At 45.9% G+C, this 25435-nt stretch carries 19 protein-coding genes; 1 reads left to right on the top strand and 18 read right to left on the bottom strand.

Annotation, left to right across the window (positions count from 1 at the left end):
* Position 1: 1 nt before the first annotated feature.
* The 14 genes from NSQ20_RS10935 to NSQ20_RS10870 all read right to left on the bottom strand — a co-directional run bounded on the left by NSQ20_RS10935 (position 2) and on the right by NSQ20_RS10870 (position 20505).
* Positions 2-1441: an NAD-dependent malic enzyme gene (locus NSQ20_RS10935; RefSeq protein ID WP_340032425.1), complete on the bottom strand. Its 1440-nt coding sequence runs from the start codon at positions 1439-1441 to the stop codon at positions 2-4.
* 211 nt (positions 1442-1652) lie between these two features.
* Positions 1653-3725 (bottom strand): beta-galactosidase, encoded by a 2073-nt coding sequence (locus tag NSQ20_RS10930; protein ID WP_340032424.1) that lies wholly within the window; start codon positions 3723-3725, stop codon positions 1653-1655.
* An 84-nt stretch (positions 3726-3809) separates the two neighbouring features.
* Positions 3810-4895, bottom strand: a complete 1086-nt coding sequence (locus NSQ20_RS10925) for an arabinogalactan endo-1,4-beta-galactosidase (protein ID WP_340032423.1) — start codon at positions 4893-4895, stop codon at positions 3810-3812.
* Between the two features lie 32 nt (positions 4896-4927).
* A complete protein-coding gene (locus NSQ20_RS10920) occupies positions 4928-5806 on the bottom strand; it encodes a carbohydrate ABC transporter permease (protein ID WP_036670224.1) in 879 nt (292 codons plus the stop codon).
* Positions 5807-5835: 29 nt separating this feature from the next.
* On the bottom strand, positions 5836-6726 hold the full coding sequence (locus NSQ20_RS10915) for an ABC transporter permease subunit (RefSeq protein WP_017689297.1): 891 nt from the start codon (positions 6724-6726) through the stop codon (positions 5836-5838).
* A 189-nt stretch (positions 6727-6915) separates the two neighbouring features.
* Positions 6916-8601: an extracellular solute-binding protein gene (locus NSQ20_RS10910; RefSeq protein WP_253507358.1), complete on the bottom strand. Its 1686-nt coding sequence runs from the start codon at positions 8599-8601 to the stop codon at positions 6916-6918.
* 123 nt (positions 8602-8724) lie between these two features.
* Positions 8725-10353 carry a response regulator gene (locus NSQ20_RS10905; protein WP_340032422.1) on the bottom strand — a complete coding sequence of 543 codons (1629 nt, stop codon included), beginning with the start codon at positions 10351-10353 and terminating at the stop codon, positions 8725-8727.
* 73 nt (positions 10354-10426) lie between these two features.
* Entirely contained in the window at positions 10427-12181 is a 1755-nt protein-coding gene (locus tag NSQ20_RS10900; protein WP_036609555.1) for a sensor histidine kinase, read from the bottom strand.
* Positions 12182-12480: 299 nt separating this feature from the next.
* Entirely contained in the window at positions 12481-13179 is a 699-nt protein-coding gene (locus NSQ20_RS10895; protein WP_339198798.1) for a hypothetical protein, read from the bottom strand.
* 182 nt (positions 13180-13361) lie between these two features.
* The gene (locus tag NSQ20_RS10890) at positions 13362-14891 is read right to left on the bottom strand and encodes an ABC transporter substrate-binding protein (RefSeq protein ID WP_036670216.1); all 1530 of its coding nucleotides are present in this window, start codon (positions 14889-14891) and stop codon (positions 13362-13364) included.
* A 133-nt stretch (positions 14892-15024) separates the two neighbouring features.
* A complete protein-coding gene (locus tag NSQ20_RS10885; RefSeq protein WP_017689303.1) occupies positions 15025-15933 on the bottom strand; it encodes a carbohydrate ABC transporter permease in 909 nt (302 codons plus the stop codon).
* A gap of 17 nt (positions 15934-15950) precedes the next feature.
* Positions 15951-16937: an ABC transporter permease subunit gene (locus tag NSQ20_RS10880; RefSeq protein ID WP_036670214.1), complete on the bottom strand. Its 987-nt coding sequence runs from the start codon at positions 16935-16937 to the stop codon at positions 15951-15953.
* Positions 16938-17117: 180 nt separating this feature from the next.
* On the bottom strand, positions 17118-18731 hold the full coding sequence (locus tag NSQ20_RS10875) for a helix-turn-helix domain-containing protein (protein WP_340032421.1): 1614 nt from the start codon (positions 18729-18731) through the stop codon (positions 17118-17120).
* The gene (locus NSQ20_RS10870) at positions 18706-20505 is read right to left on the bottom strand and encodes a sensor histidine kinase (RefSeq protein WP_340032420.1); all 1800 of its coding nucleotides are present in this window, start codon (positions 20503-20505) and stop codon (positions 18706-18708) included. Before NSQ20_RS10870 ends, NSQ20_RS10875 begins: the two co-directional genes overlap by 26 nt.
* Before the next feature lie 397 nt (positions 20506-20902).
* Between NSQ20_RS10870 and NSQ20_RS10865 the strand changes: the two genes are divergently transcribed.
* Positions 20903-22345, top strand: coding sequence for a hypothetical protein (locus NSQ20_RS10865; RefSeq protein WP_340032419.1), 1443 nt, complete (start codon positions 20903-20905; stop codon positions 22343-22345).
* A gap of 222 nt (positions 22346-22567) precedes the next feature.
* Here the strand turns inward: NSQ20_RS10865 and NSQ20_RS10860 are convergent, their stop codons facing one another.
* The 4 genes from NSQ20_RS10860 to NSQ20_RS10845 all read right to left on the bottom strand — a co-directional run bounded on the left by NSQ20_RS10860 (position 22568) and on the right by NSQ20_RS10845 (position 25384).
* On the bottom strand, positions 22568-23167 hold the full coding sequence (locus NSQ20_RS10860; protein ID WP_083684245.1) for a DUF4269 domain-containing protein: 600 nt from the start codon (positions 23165-23167) through the stop codon (positions 22568-22570).
* 2 nt (positions 23168-23169) lie between these two features.
* Positions 23170-23376 (bottom strand): YwbE family protein, encoded by a 207-nt coding sequence (locus NSQ20_RS10855; RefSeq protein WP_076249872.1) that lies wholly within the window; start codon positions 23374-23376, stop codon positions 23170-23172.
* Between the two features lie 214 nt (positions 23377-23590).
* On the bottom strand, positions 23591-24379 hold the full coding sequence (locus NSQ20_RS10850) for a polysaccharide deacetylase family protein (protein ID WP_340032418.1): 789 nt from the start codon (positions 24377-24379) through the stop codon (positions 23591-23593).
* A gap of 66 nt (positions 24380-24445) precedes the next feature.
* Positions 24446-25384, bottom strand: coding sequence for an aldo/keto reductase (locus tag NSQ20_RS10845; protein WP_340032417.1), 939 nt, complete (start codon positions 25382-25384; stop codon positions 24446-24448).
* Positions 25385-25435 lie beyond the last annotated feature (51 nt).

The following is a 25435-nucleotide window of genomic DNA, read 5'->3' as shown; positions in this document are numbered from 1 at the left end:
CTTACGATTCCCCGCCTTCACGGGCCTGTTCACGAGGAATACGTCGAGCTACACCCGTCTTAACAGCTGCTTCAATTACGCGACTGCGCATCGATTTGACTACTTTATCATTGAACACACTCGGAATAATGTAATAACGTGTACGCTCTTCGTCCGTAATGGCCGAAGCAATCGCTTGCGCGGCTGCCAGCTTCATTTCTTCATTAATTTCGGTGGCTCGGCAATCCAAAACTGCCCTGAAGATGCCCGGGAAACATAACACATTGTTAATCTGATTCGGATAATCGGATCGTCCTGTTGCCATTACAGCCACAATGTCTTCCACCAAGGCAGGCATAATCTCAGGCACCGGGTTTGCCATTGCAAACACGATTGGATCTTCTGCCATGGTCTGTACATCTTCGCGAGTTAACAGATTCCCGCGGGATAGGCCAATGAACACATCGGCTCCACGAATGACATCACGCAGCGAACCAGTCTCCAGTTCGGGATTAGTACGAGCTGCATAATCACTCCAGACTTCATTCTCATAGGTTTGTGTCCGTACAATTGCACCTTCACGATCGACACCTATAAGCCGGCTGGCTCCCGCGGACAATAATATATTGCTGCATGCCACACCTGCTGCACCGATACCACAGACCACAATCTTCACATCTTCAATGGACTTGCCCACCAGTTTGAGTGCATTGATCAGACCGGCATATAACACAACCGCTGTGCCATGCTGGTCATCATGAAATACAGGAATGTCCAATTCCTCATTCAGACGACGTTCAATTTCGAAACAACGCGGTGACGAGATATCCTCCAGATTAATACCGCCAAAACCAGGTGAGATCGCTTTCACAGTACGTATGATTTCCTCGGTATCCTGTGTGTCCAGGCAGATTGGGAAAGCATCCACACCAGCAAACTGTTTGAATAACATCGCTTTACCTTCCATGACAGGCATCGCTGCACGAGGCCCAATATTACCAAGCCCAAGCACTGCACTGCCATCAGATACGACGGCCACTGTATTCCGTTTAATTGTCAATGAGAAGGCTTTGCCGGGTTCTTCTGCAATGGCCGAACATACTCGAGCCACATCCGGGGTATACACACGCGACAGGTCTTCCCGATTCTGAATCGGGGTCTTCGGTGTAACTTCGATCTTGCCGCCCAAATGCAGCAAGAACGTTCGATCTGATACGTTAATGATGGATACACCTTTGAGCTGGCGCACCCCTTCTATAATTTTACTGTTATCTTGTGCATCTGTAACTGCGACCGTCAAGTCGCGCACGCTTACATCCTGATTGGTGGAAATCACGTCGATGGCAATGATGTCTCCCCCAGCTTCCGAGATGGCCGAAGCCACTTCGCCAAACTTGATATCCTTAGTTGTCATTTCCAGTCGAATAATAATGCTGTTACCATCCAGATTTCTTTGATTCATTTCCATTCCTCCCAGACTGAAAGTCTTGAGTTACATGTTACGTGTTTGTCTTCGCTGCGCGGACACGTTTATCCTTTATCTTGTCCAGAAAAAGTCGTTCAACAGCCAAATGCATAAAATAAAAAAGATGCCCTGAACACCAATGCAGGCGTTCAGGGCACTCTTTTTCTAATTACTAACTTCATTTATTTAGTAACATATAGAATCTACATTATTTCCGGGCAGCCGGTCTGCGCAGAACACAAATGTCATATGGCTTCAAGCTGAGACTTGCTTCCACAGCATCACCACTGAGCAGATCGGTATAGGACTGTCCATCTAGTTCAATCAGCTTCTCATCTGGCGTGTAATTCTGTACAAACACATAATCTGCTGTACCATCTGTACGCGTATGTGCCGTTGTTCCGGCAGGCAGCTCAGTTTCAAGTCCACGCTCAATGTTCAGGTCAGCGATTAGCTTCGCATAGAAATCATCATAGAATGGTGCTTTCAGACGTGTCGCTACGTAATATGCTTTTCCTGAACCCAACTGGTTAACCGTCAATGCAGGGCGTCCAGCATAAAAGTCAGAACGGTACGTAGCCAGGGACTTCGCGCCTTCCAGATGAATCAGATCACACAGTTCAATTGCATCATACGCTGTATTGAGCTGAAGCTCATTGCCCTTCTCAGGGATAATTCCGTTCAGATCACGATCATGCAGTCCGTCAATTTCCTCGGACCAGATGCCAAGTGTCTTACGCAGCGGGCCTGGGAATCCACCCAGGAAACACAGATCGTTTTCGTTAACAATACCAGACCAGTAAGTTGCTACAAACGTACCACCTTGTTCTACAAACTTCTCAATACGTTCCCCGACACCTTCACGTACCAGATAGAGCATTGGCGCAATCAGCAACTTATACTTGGACAGATCTGCATCCATATCAATAACGTCTACAGCGACTCCCTTTTTCCAAAACGCTTCGTAATGCTCTTCCACCGTCTGCTCATACTTCACACCGATATTACGCGGACCCTGGGAATCATTAACGGCCCAGCGGTTTTCCCAATCAAATATGATTGCAACTTCTGCCGGAACCGCTGTTCCTACAATAGCTTCCATGCCTTCAAGAGCCGTTCCTACGTCGGTGACATCTTGGAACACTCGAGTGTGTTCCGTTCCTACGTGGTCTACCACCGCACCATGAAGTTTCTCACTGGACCCCCGGCTTTTTCTCCACTGGAAGTACTGAACACTATCGGAGCCGTGTGCCACAGCCTGGAGAGAAGAGAGCAGATGCATGCCAGGTTTTTTCAGCTTGCTGACATCTTGCCAATTCGTCGAACTTGGAGTACTCTCCATCAGCAAGAACGGCTGACCGCCTTTGATTGAACGAACGATGTCATGCATCATTGCGATACGTGATGCCTGTTTCGCGTCGTCATCTGCATCATGCCAAGTCGGATAACTGTCCCAAGAGAGGAAATCCAGAATATCAGCGAACTTCCAATAGTTCAGACCGCCATAGAATTCCATCAGGTTGGTTGTGACTGGCAGATCAGGATTCTGAGCTTTTAATGGTTTCGTTTCATGCACGATAAAATCAGCTGTCTGATCCGTAACGAAACGGCGCCAGTCCAGATTCATTGCGTGTACCTGTGTCTCACCGTGTGGAGCCGGAGATTCCACTTGACTCCAGTCTGTAACCGTATGGCTCCAGAATGTGGTCCACCACGAATGATTCAGTTCATCGAGTGTTTTATACTTCTTCTGAACCCAACCACGGAATGCTTCCTGACAATAATCACAATGACAGTCTCCGCCGAACTCGTTCGAGATATGCCAGCCAATTACAGCCGGATGATCCGAATAACGTTCTGCCAGTTTTGTGTTGATCGCAGTAACTTTCTCACGGTATACCGGGGAAGTATAACAATGGTTGTGACGGAAACCATGCAGATTGCGGACACGCTTCTCGGATACACGGAGCACTTCCGGGTACTTCGCGGACATCCAAGCAGGTCTAGCACCACTTGGTGTAGCGAGGAATGCATAGATGCCGTTTGCTGCAAAACGATCCAAAACCTGATCCAGCCATTCAAACGTGTATATGCCCTCTTCCGGCTCAAGGGATACCCATGAGAAGATACCAATGGACATCACGTTACACTTGGCAAGCTTCATCAAGCGAATATCTTCTTCCAGAACTTCAGGATAGCGGAGCCATTGCTCCGGGTTATAGTCTGCGCCATGCAACATGTGCGGGGCTTTGGAACTTACAGGTGGAAATTTGTATGTCATAAGGACAACTCCCTTGCATTAATTACTGTTTTTAGTTTATATACGATAACAACGACTTCACAGAACGATACCTATTACGCTAGATTACACGTATGTCACGACATCTGATTCTTCAACAGCAGCAAGTGCTGTAAACGATTCCAACTTGCGACCTTTAAAATCAAACATAGTGAGGTTGCCCCAGTTATTCGGATGACCGACGGACCATTCTTCTTTACTTGGTATCCAGGCAGGTTCCCAATAATAGAATCCGTGCCCCAAACCACCAGGAACTTCGCGAATAATCTGCAATAGATCCTTCAGGTATTTGGTCTGTCCCTCGACACTTGCAGGGTATCCTGGTAACAACATATCTTCCTGATTCAATATCCATTCAATGCCTTCCAGCTGCTCCAGCGTCCATGGATAAGCGGTTTCAACTACATTGATCGGTTTGCCATAACGCTCAGCCAGATCATGCAGATTGTCACGTAATGCGTCGAGTGTGCCATGCCACCAAGGGTAATACGAGAGACCAATGATATCAAACTCCACACCCAGTGCTTCAAAGCGATCGTAAAACTTGCGGCTCTCGGCGTTATCTCCACCACGATCAATATGTATCATAATCTGAATATCCGCGTCAACGGATTTGACCGCAGCAATTCCGTACTTCACAAGGCCTGCAAAACGCTCCCACTGTTCATCCGTATCATGCTCTTCTCCACCGACACGTCCCTCATTCCATAACATGCCTGGTGTAATCTCGTTGCCCACCTGCACCATGTCCGGAAGCGCATCGTGTTCCTTCAACGTTCTCAGAACGTCTGCCGTATACATGCATACCGCACGTTGAAGCTCTTCATAGGACAGGTGCTCCCATGCTTTCGGCTTCCATTGATTGGCTGGATCAGCCCAGCGATCAGAATAATGGAAATCAAGCAAAAATTTCAAGCCCTGTTCCTTGATCCGTTTGGCTACCTCCACCGTCCGCTCCAGATTGCAGAATCCACCAACAGGATCATTCCAGATTCGAAGTCGTATCGCGTTAGCGTCATTAATCTTCAGGATGGACAGCAAGTCTTGTTCCTTGCCATCCACATCACTATAACTCCCGCCATGCTGTTCGATTTCATCCATAAAGGACACATCCATTCCCAGAATGAATGTCTTTTCCGTCAAGTTGCTCACTGTATCAACCTCCATTAATTTGGGGTACAGGCTCAGCCTTTAACTGAGCCCAACGTCATACCTTTGACAAAGAAACGTTGCAGGAAAGGATACACAATCAAGATCGGTGCACTTCCGATGAAGATCTGAGCTGCCCTTACCGTAGTTTGAGAGAGAGCTTCCATTTCTTTTGGATTCATGCTCATGCTACTCATATCACGTCCAATAATGACCGTTTGCATAAATGTAGCAAGTGGGTAATCCTTGGCGTTATTCATGTAGAGCAATCCATCAAACCAGGAATTCCAGTGGAACACCATACTGAACAATGCAATTGTTGCAATGGACGGCATCGAAATGGGAAGGAAGATCCTGAACAATGTTCTGAAATGGTTAGCTCCATCCATGAGCGCCGCTTCCTCCAGCTCTTTTGGAATACCGCGGAAGAAGTTCAGCATCAGAATGACAAGGAATGTGTTAACTGCTCCTGGGAGTACCAGTACCCAGAAGGAATCCATCAACCCGATCTTCTGGATAACCATGTAGAATGGCACCAGTCCCCCGTTGAAAATCATACTGAATACAAAAATCCAGGAGTAGATCGTTCTGCCTTTGAATTCACTATTCTCTTTGGACAACGGATACGCTGCCAGGAACGTAATCAGCAAGGTAATAGCTGTACCAATTACTGTACGTAGAAGTGAAATCCAGAGCGAGTTCAAGAAAATTGGATTGTTCATCGTCTTTTTGTAAGCCTCAAGTGAAAAACCTACGGGCCAGAGATTGACCAGATTGGCGTCGGCAGCAGCCTTTGTACTAAAGGATACTGCCAGTACATGAATCATTGGTACGATACACATAATGGCCACCAAAATCAGAAAGCAGGTATTGACTATATTAAACACGCGATAAGGCAATGATTTATGATACATCGTGGTCCCTTCTTTCTATGTTCATTCGTTTAGAATATGCGATATCCAGCGTATTTTTTGGCTAAGCTGTACGATACAAGGATCAAGATCATACTAATAACCGATTTGAACAATCCAATCGCGGTTGCAAAGCCCATCTCACCATTCTGCATTGCGGAACGATATACAAATGTATCAATGATGTCACCCGTTTGATATACGAGCGGGTTATACAAGTTGAATATCTGGTCAAATCCGGCATTCAGTACGTTACCAAGCGCCAGTGTTCCTACAACCATCAGCATCGGCACAAGCGAAGGGATTGTAATGTGCAGTGTCTGTTTCCAGCGTCCTGCTCCGTCAATCTCCGCTGCTTCGTACAACGCTGGATTAATTCCGGCAAGGGCAGCCAGAAAGACAATCATGTTATAGCCAAATTCTTTCCACACATCTGTCAGAATGACCGTAGATCGGAACCAACTGTTGTCTCCCAGGAAGAAATATGGCCCAAGTCCAAAGGTTCCCAGAACCCGGTTAACCAAGCCGCCTGTTGACAACAGATCTATCAAAATCCCGCCCAGAATGACCCAGGACAAGAAGTGAGGTAAATATACGAGTGTTTGAATCGTTCGCTGTACAGCCATCTTGCGAACCTCATTCAAAAGAATGGCAAAAACAAATGGAACAAATAAATTGAAAATCAGTTTAAGTACAGCAATAATTAATGTGTTCCAGATGACCTGTAAGCTGTCTTCACGTTCAAACAAATATCTAAAGTTGTCCAGCCCAACCCATTCAGAACCGCTAATCCCAAGCCATGGCTTGTAGTTCTGGAACGCCATAATGATTCCGCCCATAGGCACATAACTGAAGATAATCAGAAAGATAATGGCTGGCAACAGCATAACGTGGAATGGCCAAGTGCGTTTCAAAGTTCTCATGATTGCTCCCCCTGTATTTCTTCCTACTCAAGTACTCCCTGAGTGGCTTATAATGCGATTATATCAACCTTTTACGGGGTCCAAACAGCACATAAAAGCAATATAAATGGCACAAATTCAACCACTTTGCCTCAGCTTTAATAAACAAAAAAAGCGCCCAGACGTTAGTCGTCTGGGCGCTCCTTGTAATTATTTTTTCACACTGTCATACCATTCGTTAACCTCTTGCGTAATTTGGTCACCGCCACCGGATTTCCACGTTTGTACAAAGGTATCAAACGCATCAACCGGATTTTTGCCATAGATAATTTCGTTAAATGCTTGATTCTCGATTTTGTTCAAATAGTCAAGCTTGGATTTCATGGTCTTTGTTGTCGGACCTGTGAACATGTTCTTGAAGGAAATTTCTTCTTGGCTCAGCAACACTTTCGCTGCTGCTGGAGTCTCTTTACCGTAGTTGACAGCAACATCTTTTTCAAGCTTGGTTTCCGGCTCTTTGCCATTGGCCAAATTCATCAGAGCTTTCATCTGTGCATCTGGAATACGAGCACCGTCACGAACAAGCAAATAACGTACAACGTTCACGTATCCGCCTTCGATCTCGTCAATCGGCATTTGTTTCCCATCTGCATCCAATTGATAGTCATATCCTGCAAACAGACCGTTGTCATACTGGCTACCCGGAGCCGGGTCAGCATAATTGTCGAACAGGTAGTTCTGATACGTAAAGAATGCTTCTGGGTGCGCCATATCTTTTTTGATCAACGTAACACCATTAACGAACTGTGTCCCGTGACGCATCGCTTTGCCTTCAGGACCAGACGGAATTTCAATTGGTTTCCACACGGCACTCGGTACATTTTTCACTGTATCGAGAAGTGGCCATCCACTCATCCAGTAAGGTCCTGGAATAATACCTGCAGTTCCTGCAACTGCTGGCTCTGCTGTTTTGTTCTCATCCCATAGAGCTGCTTCCTGCGGGATATATCCTTTTTTGAGCCATTCGCTCAATTTGGTCAGACCTTGCTTCATACCCGGATTGATGGAGCCATACTCCAGCTTGCCGTCTTCCCCCAGATTCCATTGGAACGGCAATGTTCCATATGCTCCGAAGATCCAAGATGGGTCTCCCATCCATGTATTCATGGAAGTTTTGAAACCAATGCTGAGCGGAGTGACTTTATCAGGAGCCAAGCCGTCAGGGTTATTGTTTTTGAATGCTTCCATAACAGCTTCTAGTTCGTCGATGGTTTTTGGCGCCTTCATGTTCAGCTTATCCAGCCAATCCTGACGAATCCAGAGCAAGTAATCATTGTTGTAGGCGTAGTCCAGAACAGGGATACCCATTCTTTTTCCATCACGACTATACTGGTTCCATACGTTTGGATCTTGTTCAATTGCTTTTTTCCATGTGTCCGAAGCATATTTATCGAACAGTGGACCTACTTCTTGATACATTCCAGAATCAATCAGATCCTGAGCAAGCAGATTATCACCTACGTTTACAATATCAGGCATTTCCTGTCCTGATGACATCGCAAGACGAAGCTTGGTTGCAAATGCTCCATTTGTGTCTGTTACTGACCACAACGATTTGATTTCAATCCCGAATTGATCTTTGGCCCACTTGGTTGCCACGTTATTTTCCATGGATTCGCCATTTTTAAATTTCAGCTCTGGATCGATTCCCCATGCTGTAGTAATAGTAACTGCCGGATCATATTTCTCTTTGTATTCGTTTTGGGTTCCAGATGTACTTGGTGTTGCACTATCTCCGCCCCCACTGCCTCCTGAACATCCTGCAAGAACGACAGTTAGACTCAGCGTTGTAGCGAGAAGCGTCAAGAATCTCTTTTTTGTTGATTGCGCTCTCATGTTGTTCCCCCTTAAATCGTTTTGGTTACCCTTTCATTATAGGCTGACCAGGCCTTTGAGCCTATGATACGAAATCAAGATTTCTGCACCTTTGCCAACCTATATTCTGGAATGTTGTTGAAATTATGCCTGATCCCGAAATTCATTTGGTGTCATACCATAATGTTTTTTGAACATTTTGCTGAAATATTGCGGATTTTGATAGCCAAGTTCACTCGTAATCTCGTATATTTTTTTGTTGCTATTCTTAAGCAGATATAGAGCACGTTCCATGCGCATACGAATCATGTAGTCCCCAAGACCTTCCCCAGTCTCTGCCTTGTAAATTTTCGATAGATATACGGGGTGTAAATATACCTTGTCCGCAATCATCTTCACTGACAGATCCTGTCCTGTATCTCTTGTCACCAGCTCCTGAACCTGCTTGATCACATGTCTGCGGCTCTGCACACCTTCCTGATCGGACAACTCTTCCTGAAGCTTCGCCAGCATCTCGGTAGCCCAACGCCGCAGCTTCTCGGGGGATTGAATCAACTGATGAGCAAGGAGCAGATCGAATCCCGCATGATCAATCTCATGGACCAGATGCCCCTGTTTATGAGCGATATACATAAATGCATTGGTTACGGACAGATACATCTCATACACATGTTCTCTCGACAATCGTACCTGTTCGGCCGCGTCAAAGACTGTGTTCAGCTTACGCGCTGCCGCTTCCCATTGCTTGGTCTCGAGCAATTGCGGAAGTACAGGCGGTTTGTACAGCTCTTCGAGCGCCTGCGTTGCATCATTCTCCGGTCTTTTGCTGAGTGCCTGATCCATGTCCATATATATAATCTTGTGTTCTTCCGGTCCTGAAAGGACAAGCGAACCCAGACTTTTCCGATAAGCTGCTGTCAACTCATTAAAGGGAAATGACGGTGTAACTACCATGGACAGATCTCCCTGTAAATATCGAATGACATGCTCACGAAAAGTTTCAGCTGAGATTCTCAACGTCTCCAAGTCCATCTGCGGAGCTTCGATCTGATCTTGATTCTGCAAGAACATAACCAGACACTCATGGGGTCCACGACCAAACCACACGTTAAATTGCTCTCCAAGTACTTCCTCTGCAATATTACCTACCGCAAAATCCATCAGATCCAGAGACTGCTGGTCCATTGATGAGAAACGTCCTGTAAGGCGAATCAGCATCATCACAGCCGATTGTTCTGGATCGATATGAATCTCATATTGTTGCAGTTGTTCCCGAAGTGCCCGCGCCGTGATCTCACGCCCCAGCAGCAGATCATGCATGAGATTTTCCCGCAAAATTTTATAGTCAGACTTCCGACTGTATAACAGCCGGTGATATTTATCGAATTCATCCCACTCATCGCGAAGAGACGTGATAGCTGCCGACACCGATCCCATAAACTCATCATCGTTTACGGGTTTCAGGATATAATCCGCTGCCTGCAATTGAATGGCTTTTTTAGCATAATCAAAATCACTGTGACCCGTTAGTAAAATACAGCGGATATGAGACCAGCGCTTGCTTACCTCTGCAATGAGATCCAGTCCTGACATGCCAGGCATGCGAATATCGGTAACTACGATGTCTACTGCATTTTCCTCCAAAATCTCCAACGCTTCTTTACCGGATGCGGCACGCAGCACGGTCGTTACTCCAAGCTCTCCCCAGGGGATCGTAAGTTCCAGACTTTCTGTTACGTATGTCTCATCATCTACCAGTAATATATCAATCAAGTGATTCACTCCCTATTTCGTTCATTCTGCCAATGGATTCCATCGTTCATCTTGCGCTACACATCCCAAGTGCTTATCCTTCATTCTCCAGAAGAAACTCCTGTTCGGCAGGCCATGACAGCGTAACGCGTAATCCACCAAGTTCCGATTCCGTTACATCCAGCCCTGCCTGCTCCCCATATCGAAGCTGGAGTCTCTGATTCACATTCCACAGGCCACAGCCCATCTCCTGATCCATCGTTCCCCTGAGCTTATTCAGAAGCGCCTCACGTGCCTCCTGCGTCATGCCTTGCCCATCATCTTCAACGACAAGAACCATGACACCACCCTGTTTTTCCCCGGATACTCTTATTTCTCCGGCCTCCGCGTCCGCTTCGATACCGTGAATCACCGCATTCTCCACTAGTGGTTGCACGATGAGTGGCGGTACCTCCTGTCTTAACATCTCATCAGACAGATCAATCTTGTAATGAATGCGGTCCATACGCATCCGTTGGATCTCCAGATAACAGCTGACAAATTCAATTTCTTCTGTCAACGGTACCACGTCCCGCTCCTGTCTTGTCGTATACCGATAATATCGCGATAGATTATGTGACATCGCTACAACAGCGTCCATACGCTTGAGTTTCGCCATACTCGTAATGAAGGAGAAACAATTATAGAAAAAGTGCGGGTTAATCTGCGATTGCAGCTGCTTCAACCGAGCTTCACGTACATGAATCTGTTCCAGGTAAACGTGTTCAAATAACTGCTGGATCTGCTCCACCATCAAGTTGAAACGTTCGGACAGGAAACTGAATTCATTGCGGCCCTTTGGCTTAATCCTCACGGAATAATCCTCCTGCTTCAACCGCTGGAACCCACGAATGAGTTGTTTCACTGGTACCTGCACCTGTACATAGAACAAATACGCCACACCAAAACTCATTAACAACAAACAAATCATGGAAGAATAGAACAGCATATTGGATTGATGTATGGGCTTCAGAATATCTGATAGCGGCATATAATCCACCAAATACCAGCCTGTTGTACTTGATTTCACCGTGTTAACCATGTAAGGCTCGTTCCCGATCACTACTGTACGATTATCAACGTCCTGAAGTTTATGGATGGACAGTTCTTCCATCAACTGATTCGTTAATGAACGATCTGAAGTCCGGTTATAGATAACACCCGATTCTTCACGGAAATAGAAGGGGTCATGCCTGCCATCGTCTTTGAATTTGTCGAGCATATCCCGAATGTTGTCACTATCAAACTCCAGTTTAATAATCGTTTCTGCATTATTAGCCGGGTCTTTAATACCATACGGAGATACCGTAATCCAGCTAAACATGAACCGATCATCTTCCCCATCCTGAATTTTGCGTACATCCCAGCCGGAAATGATATTTTCCCTTAGCGCTTCTTTATCGTAAGAACGTGCGTCCCTTTCGGAAACCACCCTGCCCAGCGAAGGAGAATACAGATATAATTTCGTGGCCCAATTGGATGAGCTTTCCTGAATACTCAGCTTATTCTGAATACGTTTGACCAGGTTGATCGCATCCAGATCAAAGTAGTTACTGTCCGCATAGATTCGCCGGAAGCTGCCAATATCAGGATCATGTATGAGCAGATTCGGCCATGAGGATAACAGTTCGATGTGTGTGTTCACTTGATTTTGGAAAAATTCAAGCTGGTTACTATTCGATCGATTCAACTCATCTCTGAGAACAGCTGTTGTTTTGTGATTGGAGTACCAGTACAAAAGCACTACAGGAATCAGCATAATCAGAATAAGAATGACCATTTTGGAAAACAGGTTTGTCCGATATGACATCTTTTCATCTCACCTTGTCTTAATTTGTCGTGACATTAATTGTAATGATGTAAGCGCTAAAGACAAACAATTTTTTTGAGACAAACCGATTCATTATCTAGCGTAAGCGTTACCAATTCAAGGGGAAAGGAGATAAAACCAATATTTCTGCACTAAATGCAACTTCCACGCACAAAAAGAGCCAGCGATTAGCCAGCTCTCTATCTAATTTCAGTATATATCTTTAATCGTTCTATTCAACTCAAACCTTATTCCACTTCTGTTTATGTAATTATTCTTTTTTTCTATGAAAATATCAACTATGGAATATCATAATCAAATACCGTATTCGCTCCATCCACGCCTACATCCAGCACAATATCCATAAGTTTCCCATTGACGAACAGAGGGGATTCCGCTTTCCCGTAAAACTCCAACTTACCTGTAAAAGTTCCTCGGCGTTCAATCTCAACATGTACGGGCCTTAATTGGACAGACTGCAAAGCTTCCAATAGTGGATCGTCCTTAAACTTATAACTGCGTGCGAGATCAGGCAATAACACGGCGGATACGGAATCTCTGCCGTAATTTTTGAGTGTCAGGTCACAGGTTGCTCGGGTCTCACCCGTTTTCAGCACGTTAAAGGTACAAGAGCTTGCATTCTGTACATAGGATACCGCATTAATGCCTGAAGCTCCCCACTTGGCTACATACATGAATTTATCTGTCATGTACGAATAACTGAGAACGATAGCGATAACTACGATCCATAACCCCTTTGCAAGACCGGGGAATGATTTTCCAATCTCTTTGCGAGTAAGGTAGAATCCACACGCGAATATCCCCAATCCGAGGAAAAGTGTGATATGAACTCCACTCAAGTAAGATGTAGTATACGGTGATATACCTATTGCTGACAGCATGGTATCTCCAACAGAAAAACCAAGATGATGGTTACATGTAAAGATAATAGCAAATAGCAATAAAGCCCCTGAGAACACAAGTCTGGTTCTCGACACACGAACACCCCCTAATCAACCACCTTATTATATCATATTTTTCCTATTTATGATTAACAATCCAAATCAAAAAAACAACAATAAAAAGAACGTCTTCGGTTGTTCACCGAAAACGTCCTCCATTTTCACCGCTGACAAGAGCTTGTAATAACACAGGTCTCTCTGTCATGGCTGACGATCATTTATTGCTTAGCCAAGAATGCATCGAGTTGTTCCTGTTTGGCTGCAATAATTTTATCGATTCCCGCTGCTTTCAATTTCTCCAGATATTTCGGAATCATCTCATTTGGATCAACTGCGCCCGATGTCATACCCGGCTTGAACTGTTTGTTCACGTTGTTGACCGCAGCAATTTCATTTTTGACAGATTGGCTGTTGAACGTAAAGCCCAGTGCTGGCGACTTCACACCTTTGGCGTTAAACTCTTTGAACTTCTCCCATTTCTGTGGATCTTCATTATCCCAGAGGAAGTTCAGGAATTGGTTACCCAGTTGCCATTGTGCACCTGGATTGTAGGTACGACTGTTGGCATCTACGCCATCAGGGAGAGCAATGATATTATCCTGTCCGTCTTTTTTCACATAATGTGTACCTTCAATTCCGAAGTTTAACAAGTTGTTAATTTCCTTGTCGGAATGCAGCAGGTTAATGACCTGCATCGCTTTCTCCGGTTGCTCGGAAGAACGGGAGATTGCAAGCATCGCTCCAGACGCATCACCCGTCGTGATTGTTGGCTGTGTCATCTCAATCTGAGTGAGTGGGAAACCCACATACCCTTCTTCTTCTTTATCCTTGCCTGGCTTCATGCCATCTGTCCAGAGAAACGCTTTTCCAGCCTTCGCCTGGTCTTTCGGGAACACATTAGAAGTAGCAGCATCACTGTTGATATATCCCGCTTGATACCACTTGCGAGCGAGTTCAGCTGCTTCTTTGAATTCTGGGGTCTCCACTTCATTCAGCACCGTTGTTCCGCCTGCTGTTTTGGAGATGACTCCAGGTACGGAAGCATCACCGAGATAATCCCAATCCAGATTCTCTAACAGCCCGTTACCGTTGGTATTGGACATATAGAATGGTGTAATGGCTGGCTCGTTTTCCTTGATTGTTTTGAGAAGTGGCTCCAGATCAGCCCAAGTTTTTACAGCTGTCAGGTCCAGCTTATACTTGTCAGCCAGATCTTTACGTACCAACACACCACGTGTGGCAGCGAGTTCCTTATTCGTAGGAACGCCGTAATTCACACCGTCCACCTGGGAACCTTCCAGGAAGGCAGGGTCCAGGTTTTTCTTAATATCCTGACCATGTGCATCAAGCAGATCATTCAAGGGCAAGAATGCGCCTTTAGCTACATTCACCGTGTAGTTCTGCCAAGCCGCTGTGAAGATAATATCTGATTTTTCACCTGAGGAAATCATGAGATTCAGCTTGTTATCCCACTGTCCCCAGTCAATTGCATTGATCTTAAGCGTGGCTCCGATCTTTGGTTCCATCTTTTTGTTAATCTCGGCTTCCACCAGAGCGACATCCTTCTGTGGTGTCCCTGGGTAGAACAGTGTCACTTCATAGGGTTTGCCCCCACCTTCACTTGCTCCTCCGCCTTCTGCGCCAGGTGTTGTTGTTCCACCCTTGTCTGATGAGCAAGCAGCCAGCACCAGGCTCAGCGCCATAACCGTTGCCATCATGCGTGACCATACCTTTAATGATCTAACCAATTGAACCCCTCCTGTCATGTGTTGAACCATACAACCGAATTCCCCAATTCACAAATAAACCGATAACTACTTCTGTATATGCCCTTTCAGTCCATCTTCATTTACCTTGCCCACCCCGCTAACCGGTTCAGAGTTATCCCTTCACAGCGCCAACCGTAAGACCTTTGATGAAATAACGCTGGAAGAACGGATATGCCAGTACAATTGGACCAATACCGACTACAGCCATCGCCATTTGCAGAGTTTTGTTAGGCAGATTCAGCAATCCACCCTGCGACGAAATCTGTGAAGAGACGTTGGAGTTGGTTGTTAAATATTGAATATCGAGCAGCGTCCGGTACATAAGGTACTGAAGGCTGATCGTCCGGTTATCTGATATAAAAATCATGCTAAGGTACCAGTCATTCCAGTAATTCAATGTACTGAACAACGCAACGGTTGCCATTACGGGAAGAGAGAGCGGAAGCACGATACGTGCAAACGTTCTCAATTCTCCCGCACCATCAATCCGAGCCGATTCCAGAATAGACACCGGAATGGAGTTCGCGAAGAATGTACGCATGACCAGTACAAAGAATGGGGATAGCAGTAGCGGCATAATGAGTGCCAGTAGGGAGTTTTTCAGATCCAATACGTTGACATAGACCAGGTACCAAGGTACCAGCCCCCCATTGAACAACATTGTGAAGAAGATGAAAAAGGCGAACCAGCCCCGGTAAGGCAGATCTCTCCGTGAGAGCGGATACGCATACAATGCGGTCAGCGCAACACTTGTAATGGTACCTACAACGGTAACGATAAAGGATATACCATACGAGTGAATGATCTGATCCATATCTCTGAACAGAAACTCATAAGCCGTCAGGCTGAATTTCTCTGGAATAAGCTTATATCCATTGGCAATTACTGTTGTCTCGTCCGAAAATGAGATGGCGAAGACAAGCAGGATCGGCACGATACAGGCAATGGCATAGAATAGAAACATCGCATGAATAACGGATGCGGAACGCTTCGATACGGCTAGTGGATCACGTGATTTCACAGCTGACTTGCCTCCTCTCAAAATAATGCATTATCTTTATCTATTCGCCTTACGATGGTATTGGATACAAGAACCAGCACAAATCCAACGATTGCTTGGTATAGACCGGCTGCTGATGACATCCCGATATCTCCACCGATAAGGAACGTACGATATACGTAGGTATCCAGTACATTCGTTACAGGGAACAGCGCCCCCGATTCCAATGGAACCTGGTAGAACAGACTGAAGTCTGCATAGAATATACGGCCAATTTGCAATAATGTCATAATGACGATTAATGGGACGAGAAACGGAATGGTGATGAAGCGTATCTGATGCCATTTGGTTGCGCCATCGAGCACAGCTGCTTCATAATATTCTTCATCGATACCCACGACAGCTGCCAGATAAATGACCGCATAATATCCAATATTCTTCCATGTGTTCACCAGTGGCAAAATATACGGCCAATACTTCGGCTCTGAATACCAGTCGATCGGCTGACCGCCGAACATCTGCAGAACCGTTGAGTTCATGAAGCCTGAATCCTTGCCCAGGAAAGCCAGTACCAGATAACTGACCACAATCATGGACAGGAAATACGGTAATAACATAAGTGATTGATATAACTTGGACATTGCCTTGTTCTTCACTTCATTGAGCAGAATAGCAAGCCCGACACCTACTAAGAGATTTAGTGCAATAAACACCGTGTTATACGCGAGTGTATTTCGGGTAATTTCCCATGCATCACTGGTTGAGAACAAATATTTAAAATTGTCCCATCCACTCCATGGGCTACCCCAAATACCATCAGCATAGTTTACATTTTTGAATGCGATCAGAACGCCGAACATCGGCATATAGTTGTTCACCAGCAGAAACAGGACACCTGGCAAGAACATGAGATACAGCACCTTGAATTTGCCAAGATTGTGCCACACAGACTTGCGCTTTCGGACTGTTTCTCCCGGTATTTCCGATATCCGTACTCCCTTACCCGCCTGGGGTTGTGTCTTCATAACTTGTTCTCCCTCACTCCTCTTGAATTCTTCCTCAGGATGAAGCTCCGTTGCGGCTCCTGTGGTTCAAGTATACGGCGGGGCGAGTAAGACCTCTATCTGCTGTGGTGACCTGTTGACTTATCAAATTATGACTTTAGTACCAAAAAAAACAAAAGACGCAGCATGCTGCGCCCTGAACTATACGGTACGTGACTGTTTTCGAAACTCCTGTGGCGTTATACCCGTGCACTTTTTGAACATTTTGGTGAAATGCGAGTAATTGTAGTACCCCACCTTGCCAGCGATATCCGTCACTTTGACGGTGGACTGGGACAACAATGTCTTCGCTTTGGCTACTCTGCCCTGCAGAATAAACTCAGATAGGGACATCCCCTTCTCTTTCCGAAACAGACGTGATAGATAAGCGGGATTGAATCCGGCAAAAGCTGCAAGTTCCTCTCGCATAAGTTCTTCACCAATATGAGTTTCAATATAAACGCACAACTGATCCACAATGGTCATAGGGCTATGATCGTCCGGGTACAACACCGGGATAACACGATCAATCAGATCAGCCGTCCACTGCTTCAACTGCGGCAACGACCTTGTCACCATACTCTCCTCCGGCTCCCGTTCACCCGGATACAGACTGCGTATTGACACGTTTTTCTGATGAAGCAGCGGATAGACCACATGCAGCATGGCATGATAGTAGAGATGCAGCATTTCAGGAGATAAACCCTCTTGGGCAGCAAGCAACTCAAAAATCTCATCCACACGTTCTCGCAAATCCCCTACTTTACCTGTCTCAAAAAGAATAGATAATTCCGAAAACCATGGAATAGGCAAAAAGCGATCTTCCTGATCTCTTCCCCGCTCATCATAGACAAAAACTTCTTCAAGCTCCTTAATATTGCGCCGCTCCATATCCATCAGTTCATTTAACATGCCTTGCAGCTCAGTCACAGCAACCGGGGCACCAACATAACAGGACAACCGACAGTAGAAATACGTACCACATTCCTGAATATATCCCTGACAACGTTGTGCCACTTCGCTCGCACTTGGAATGATGCCATCTTGCTCATAAGCAAGCACAATATTTAATCCACTTTGATCCTGAAACACCTCACCGGGCTTGTCGCTAAGCAACATCTCTTTGGCTGCATTACGAAGGGCATATTCCAATACCTCTTCGTCACGCAAATCAAAATCACGCACCCATTCCTCTACCGATATCACAATGGGTAACACACGAGCCTGCGGATCTATCTCGGCACCATACAGTTCTGCGAGCTCTTGCAACCGTTGTTCGGTTAACGTGATACGCTGAGAGATGGCATCTTTCCAGAAGCGTTCCGTCAGCAGCGGTTTATGGGTTTTCCAGCGTTTGTATACGGTCTCATAAACTTCGTTGGTACGGGTACGCTGCTCTCCATCCTTGATCTTCTCCACCGCCTGGGTTACTACCTTAATCAATTGATCCGCTGGAGCCGGCTTCAACACATAATCAAAGCTGTTTAGCTTAATGGCTGTCTGAGCATAATCGAATAAAGCATGCCCTGTCAGGAAAATGGTCATTATACCTGGATCATGTTTTAACACCCAACTTTGCAGGTCAAGCCCTGTTTCACCAGGCATCTCGATATCACAGATCATGATATCAATAGCATTAGCCTTTAAAATCTTTCTTGCCTCTTCGGCATCACCAGCACTGTATACCTGGTCAATGCCTGCTGCTTGCCAATCGACTCCTTCCACCATCGCTTGTAATGCATACACTTCATCATCCACGATCAACAGGTTCCGCATAGGCTCCCCCTTCTTCCTCTTCGGTCTGAGCGGGTAAATCAATGATGACTTTGGCGCCATGATCCACCTCATTGCCAAACTGCAAACTGGCTTGATCACCATACTTCACTAAAAGCCGATGAGCCACGTTCCATATACCGATATGCTGTCCGCTCGGATCTTCAGCGTATTGTCCATGTTGCAGACGCCCCAACAATTCCTCTTCAAATCCAACACCATTGTCCACAATGATCAGTTGAAGCACCGTCCCATCGACCTGACCGGATGACTTCTCACCGAGGCGCGCCACGATCCGAATGACAAAGGCTTGTGTCCGGCGCTGAAATCCATGAATAATGGCATTCTCCACAAAAGGCTGAATGGTTAATGGCGGAATCACATAATGTCCCAGATTCGGCTCGACATCCAGTTCAAAATCGAATCTGCTTGGAAACCTCAGCTTTTGAATTTCTAAGTAATGACGAATGTGCTCGAGCTCTTCATCCAAACGAATAACACGTTTGCCTGCACGCAGACTGAATCGAAAATAATCGGCCAGATGACCAGCCATCTGCTGCACCAACTCATGTTTTTGCAAGGAAGCCAGACTATGAATAATATTGAGTGAATTCAGGTAAAAGTGAGGATTGATCTGCATCTGCAGTTGTTTGAACTCTGCCTCCCGCGTCCGCAACTGTTCCTCATACACATCAATCTTCAGATGCCTGATCTCACTGGTCATTTGATTGAAACTTCGTGTCATAAATTCAAGCTCCGACGAAGATGGCGGGTCCAGCTTCACATCGAGATCTCCACGGCTGACCCTTCTCATGCCTCGGATTAACGCATTCATCGGGCGGAATAACAGATGCCGCAAAAAGATCAGTGCAGTAACCAGAATTACTGCCGCACCAATGGGAAGCAGACGAATGATCTGCTGGAAAAACGGGAGGTTACGCATCATGTCTTCCTCAGGCAGCAGCACGATATAATTCATCTGGGACATGGCCGAGGCAGTACCCAACATCAAATATTGACGTGCTTCTCCCTTATTCACAACTTCAGAGATCACCTGATACGGATTCTTCAGGCCGGGAAGATGCGCTGCAGCCAGCTGAATCTGTGCAGTATTTAATGTGGAATCCGATAGTGCCCCACCGTCTGTTCCAACAATGACTGCACCTCCCCGATCTCCGGATTCAGTGAATTGTTGTGTATGATTCAGTGCATTCATATCAACAAGTGCACCTGCATAGAACTGCTGGTTGATTCTCACCGTTTTCACCAGCGCATTCCACGTCCCGCCACGCACGATGCTCCATTCCGGCTTCTGGATATCCCCTTCCAATTGCTGCATCTGGACTGGCATACTCTCCTGCACAACCGACTTTTTGACATCATAATTGCCTGAAGTCGCGAGCAGCAGATCATCATTCACGGCATCATATAGAAAAAAAGAATCGATTAGATTATAAAAACCGATATCTGTCATGAATTTGTTCATAATCCGTTGCTTTGCAATGATATAATCGCCGCTGCCGTATTTCAGAAAAAACAGAGAGATAATATCCGGGTCCCGCTCGCCCAGACTATATAAATACCGATTCGTCTCCTGTAAAACACGTTCATTCTGCTCCACACTCTTGGCGAGATGATTCATATTGGTGAGGGATACTTTGTCACGTACAACTTTCATGGCGTAGACGTTGTTGTAATAAAGCAGCATGAATAATGGCAGCATGATCAATGTAAGACCCACTATAAATTTAAAACGAAGTGAACGGATAAAGCTCATGGATTATTGATTCCCGCCCTTTTAGAGGTAGTTCAAAAAGTCCACTGTACTGAAACCAGACTTATTGAACACACACTTTATTTCAACATAGTTTTTTTCTATTTTCTTCCTTATGATGGCATGTTTATTGTAATCACCCCTGCTTGCCATTGTCTATGGGGTCCCGTGACCTTCACATATCAATTCTGGTGACTTCCATCCGCTCCAATTTCAAGAGTAACAAGCTTCATGTAGTAATAAATTCTCCAGTTGTAAAAAAAATCCTTCATTATTACTCAGAAGCTTCTCCCTAAAATAAATGCTGCGCAAGCCCCGGACTCCACGAACGCCCGATCTTGACATGCATACGATATATCACTCCTCGGGTTAGTCACCAGGATGTAGGGAGGCCTGTTCGATGAATATTCAACTCACTGCGTTACACTATGTCTATCTGGCATTTATCGTCTTGATCATCGCAGTTATGATCCGGCGCAGGGACACCACCATCATCTGTGTCGCAGGTATTATGACCATTGGACTTCTGGCAACCGAAACCTTAAGCGGGTCAGTTGCTGGGATCTTCAGCAGTTTTATCTATGCAACAAAAGAATTGCTGAGTACGATCTTTATCATCTCGATTATTGTGGCAATGAGCCGTGTTCTGATCAGAACAGGCATTAATGAGGTCATGGTAACACCCGTCACAAGGTTTATCCGTTCTCCTCAGGTCGCTTATTGGGGTATCGGATTGATCATGATGGTAGTATCGCTATTTTTCTGGCCATCCCCGGCCGTAGCACTCGTTGGTGCAGTACTGCTTCCTGTAGCCGTGCGTGTAGGTCTTCCTCCGATTGGAGCTGCTATTGCCATGAACCTGTTTGGACATGGGATAGCACTTTCGGGAGATTACATTATTCAGGGGGCTCCCAAACTTACGGCCGATGCAGCGGGTCTACCCGTTACTTCCGTCATGACGGCCAGCATTCCTTTGGTCATTGTCATGGGCACCGTATCTACACTTACAGCCTTCTGGATGCTGCGCAAAGAAATGAAATCAGGTTCACCTGTTCATTCCCCAAACGTTACATCAGGTACCGTGAGCACGGAACCTTCTTCTTCATCAGAGGCTGTGTCCACTTCTCAACCTGGCAATCTGCCTATTGAACGTCAAGTCATGTCGCCCCGTCTGAAAAAGGTGTTCGCTCTGCTTATCCCTCTGTTATTCGCAGTTGATGTGATTCTGATGTTTGTATTGAAATTGCAAGGCGGCGATGCAACAGCTCTGATTGGCGGAACCGCTGTGGTTATACTGATCGCCGTTACCCTTGCCGCACATCGACATGCGGGACCAGAGGAAACGACCAATTATTTAATAGAAGGATTTCAGTTTGGTTTCAAGGTGTTTGGACCGGTTATTCCTATAGCCGCATTTTTTTATCTGGGTGATGCTGCGATTACGGAGTTGTTCATCAACCCTCTTCCTGAAGGTTCACACGGGATTGTGAATGACCTCGGGGTCGCACTTGCTGGACTGGTGCCATTAAATGATACGGTGGGCGCCGTTACAATGACGGTGACCGGAGCAGTGACCGGAATGGATGGTTCGGGGTTCTCGGGGATATCCCTAGTTGGCTCGATTGCGTCCATGTTTGCAGGTTCAGCAGATTCCGCACCTGTACTGACAGCATTAGGTCAGGTTGCAGCCATATGGGTAGGTGGCGGAACCTTGATTCCATGGGCATTGATTCCTGCTGCTGCAATCTGCGGAGTCAATCCTTTTGAACTTGCAAGACGCAATCTGAAGCCTGTACTGCTGGGACTCACGGTAACAACAATTGTAGCCATCTTTCTAATCTGACCAAAGGTTATTTACACTGACACTACGATGACATAAGCACCTTCCAATCGCTGTTATTCCCAGATTTTTTTGATCCCCTTTCTCAAGGGAAAATCCGGTAATAGCGTATGCTTCCGATGCAGCTTTCTTTCAGAAAGCTTTTAAACGACCGCTTCGCTTTTTCAGGTTTTTTCTGTCCTCTCCGTTATCGTGTAAATGATTAGTTCATCTCAAATAGACATTTTAAAAAGACGTGCGTGAACGCGCCCAGTTCCAGAGATCTTCACGTTTCATCTCTGCCAGATGCAGCATGTCCACATATGGATCCCCCTGTAGTCCAAGTACAGAAGCAAAAGCAGGCTCCGTCTTCCACCCTGCCTGTTTTAGTCTGCGGATCTCACGGTGTCCCGCGTCTCCCCACAGTTGCAACAATCTCCACTCTACGATCATATGTAGGTATGCATTCTGCCTGTAAACTGGAACGGATTGGGCAAAAATCTCCACAGGCCAATGTCCCACTTGCAAATTACAAGTCATATAAGGACGTTGGTCTGGAAGATCCCCACCACGTACACATTGAAATTCAGTAACGGCTCCGATTCGATTGTATACCTCGGCTTCAAACACATCCAGATCCTCTGCATAACACAGCAGATCCAGATCACTGCCCGGAATATCAATATCAATTGGCACCGTTCCTGCTGGATATGGGTGATAGTCAGCTAATATATCGAGCAATCCACTGCTCTGTAACACATGATAGGCGTCCTGCTGACGTGTATTACCCGAAGCCAGATGTGCCATTACTTCTGCCGTATTACTCATCTCCCCGTCTTGGGCCACAGTTAGTTCGAGCCTCCTGTAATGACCTGTTTCACACGTCCCACATGACCACTCGTCAGTCGTACTTTGATTCCGTGTGGATGCGTAGGTGACTTGGTTAACAGATCCTTCACAATGCCACGTGTCAGCTTACCTGTAGCTTGATCCTGCTTCAGCACAATGTCCACTTCCAGACCTGGCTTAATATTTACGCGTTGTTGTCCATTCATTATGTTCACTCTCCTCTATGTCGTAATTCATATCTTGTATACTAGCTAACCCTTAAACACAAAGCTCCATCTATTGTAGACGTTTTGGTTTCAAAACAAAAGGGACACGGCAATAACCTCCTAAGGCTGGTTCCATGGTTGATATGAAGACCAAGATAAAGAAACCGCAGGTCTCTTCATCTGAGACCTGCGGTTTCTAATTGGATTACCATGTTCAGGGCTTTACGTTCTTCAACGAAGAAGAAGGTGAAGTCCCATCCTTCGCGGCTTCGCGTGCCTTTACAGCAAGTAGCTCAGACACCGTAACGAATTGGTACCCCTGCTGCTGTAACTTCGGCAGGATCGTTTTGAGTGCTGCTACCGTATGCGACTTGCCTTCCACCTTATCGTGAAAAAGTACAATATCCCCATTACGTGCGTTCTTCAACACTTTGTTAACGATAGCCGATACACCTGGAGAAGCCCAGTCCCGTGTATCCTGATGCCAAGACCAGAGTACAATGGTATACCCTTTTTGTTTGGCAGCCTGGATGACCATGTCATTGTAGTAGCCGCCCGGTGGTCTGAATAACAGGGGACGCTCCGCGCCAGCTTTAATAATGGAACTTTCTGCTTCGTTCATATCCTTCATGTACTTGTCCGCACCAGTTGATCGAACTGCATACGTGTGCGCATACGTATGGTTGGCGATTTCATGCCCTTCGAGCTGTTCCTGCTTAATCAGTTTAGGAAATTTATCTGCCCATTTGCCAAGTACAAAAAAAGTTCCTTTAGCATGATACTGCTGTAACAAAGCCAGGATCTGCGGAGTCTGAATCGGATCTGGTCCATCATCAAAGGTAAGGGCGATGAGTTTATCCTGTGTGGGAACTTCCCACACAATCTCTCCTCGTTCCTCATAATACTGACGGTTCTTCTGTACAGGCTTTGCATAGGCAGAACTGCTACCCAGCAAAATAATTAGCGTGAACATTCCGATGACTCGGGCTGCCTTCAGGTTCATGTGGTGTCCTCACTTTGTCTTCATACGTAAACTCCCTGTTAGCATTTCCCGATTCACCCGAACTCATTAACGAAAGATCTGATCCACGACTGCAATTTCCTCAGCAGTTAATTCCACATTTAATGTTTGCAGATTATTAATGACCTGCTCCGGTCGCTTGGCACCCGGAATCAATGCATCAATAGAAGGCTGAGTTAGGTACCAGGCCAGAACCAGATGCGCGACCTCAACATCCTTGGATTGTGCTATGCTGCGCAGTTGCTCAACTTTATCGAGATTTTCAATGAAAGCTTCACCTGTAAACAGCGGGTTCTTTGAACGTCCATCCTGAAAGGTTGTATCACGATTATATTTCCCGCCCAGCAGTCCCGCTGCCAGAGGGAAGTAAGGAACAAAAGAAATGTTATGCTCAGCCGTATACGGCAACAGCTCTTTCTCCGCATCTCTTTTGAACAGATTATATTCAGATTGCAGTACGTCTACATGCCCGTCCTTGTTGGCTTCACGCAACTGATCAATGGAGAAATTAGATACGCCAATGGCACGAATTTTGCCAGCGTCTTTTAATTGTTTTAACGTATCTACCGCTTCATCCTTAGGCGTATGTTCATCCGGAAAGTGGATGTAGAACAGATCAATGTAATCGGTTTGCAGACGTTTCAACGCCTCATCCACGGCTGTTTTCAGAAAAGCAGGTGAGTTATCTATGACAATCTTGCCATCCACTAATTTATGAGCTGCCTTGGTTGCAATGATGGTATTCTGCCGCTGACCAGTTTCCTTCAGTACTTCACCAATCAGTCGTTCGGAATGCTCCGGTCCATAGATGTATGCCGTATCCAAAAAGTTAATACCTTGTTTCAAAGCTGTACGAACCACTTCCTTACCCGTCTCATCATTCAGCATGTCCGGATAGATATTATGTCCGCCTACTGCATTCGCACCCAGTCCAATGGGATTCACGATCAGATCCGTCTTGCCCAACCGAATTTGTTGTTCTGCCATGTCTCATCTCTCCTTCACTGATCGAATAAGTACAATTTAGTTGTAACGTCT

The sequence above is a fragment of the Paenibacillus sp. FSL K6-1122 genome, from assembly GCF_037977015.1.
GTDB lineage: Bacteria > Bacillota > Bacilli > Paenibacillales > Paenibacillaceae > Paenibacillus > Paenibacillus amylolyticus.
Note: the sequence above shows the minus strand (reverse complement) of the source record. Positions and strands in the feature narration are given on the sequence as shown.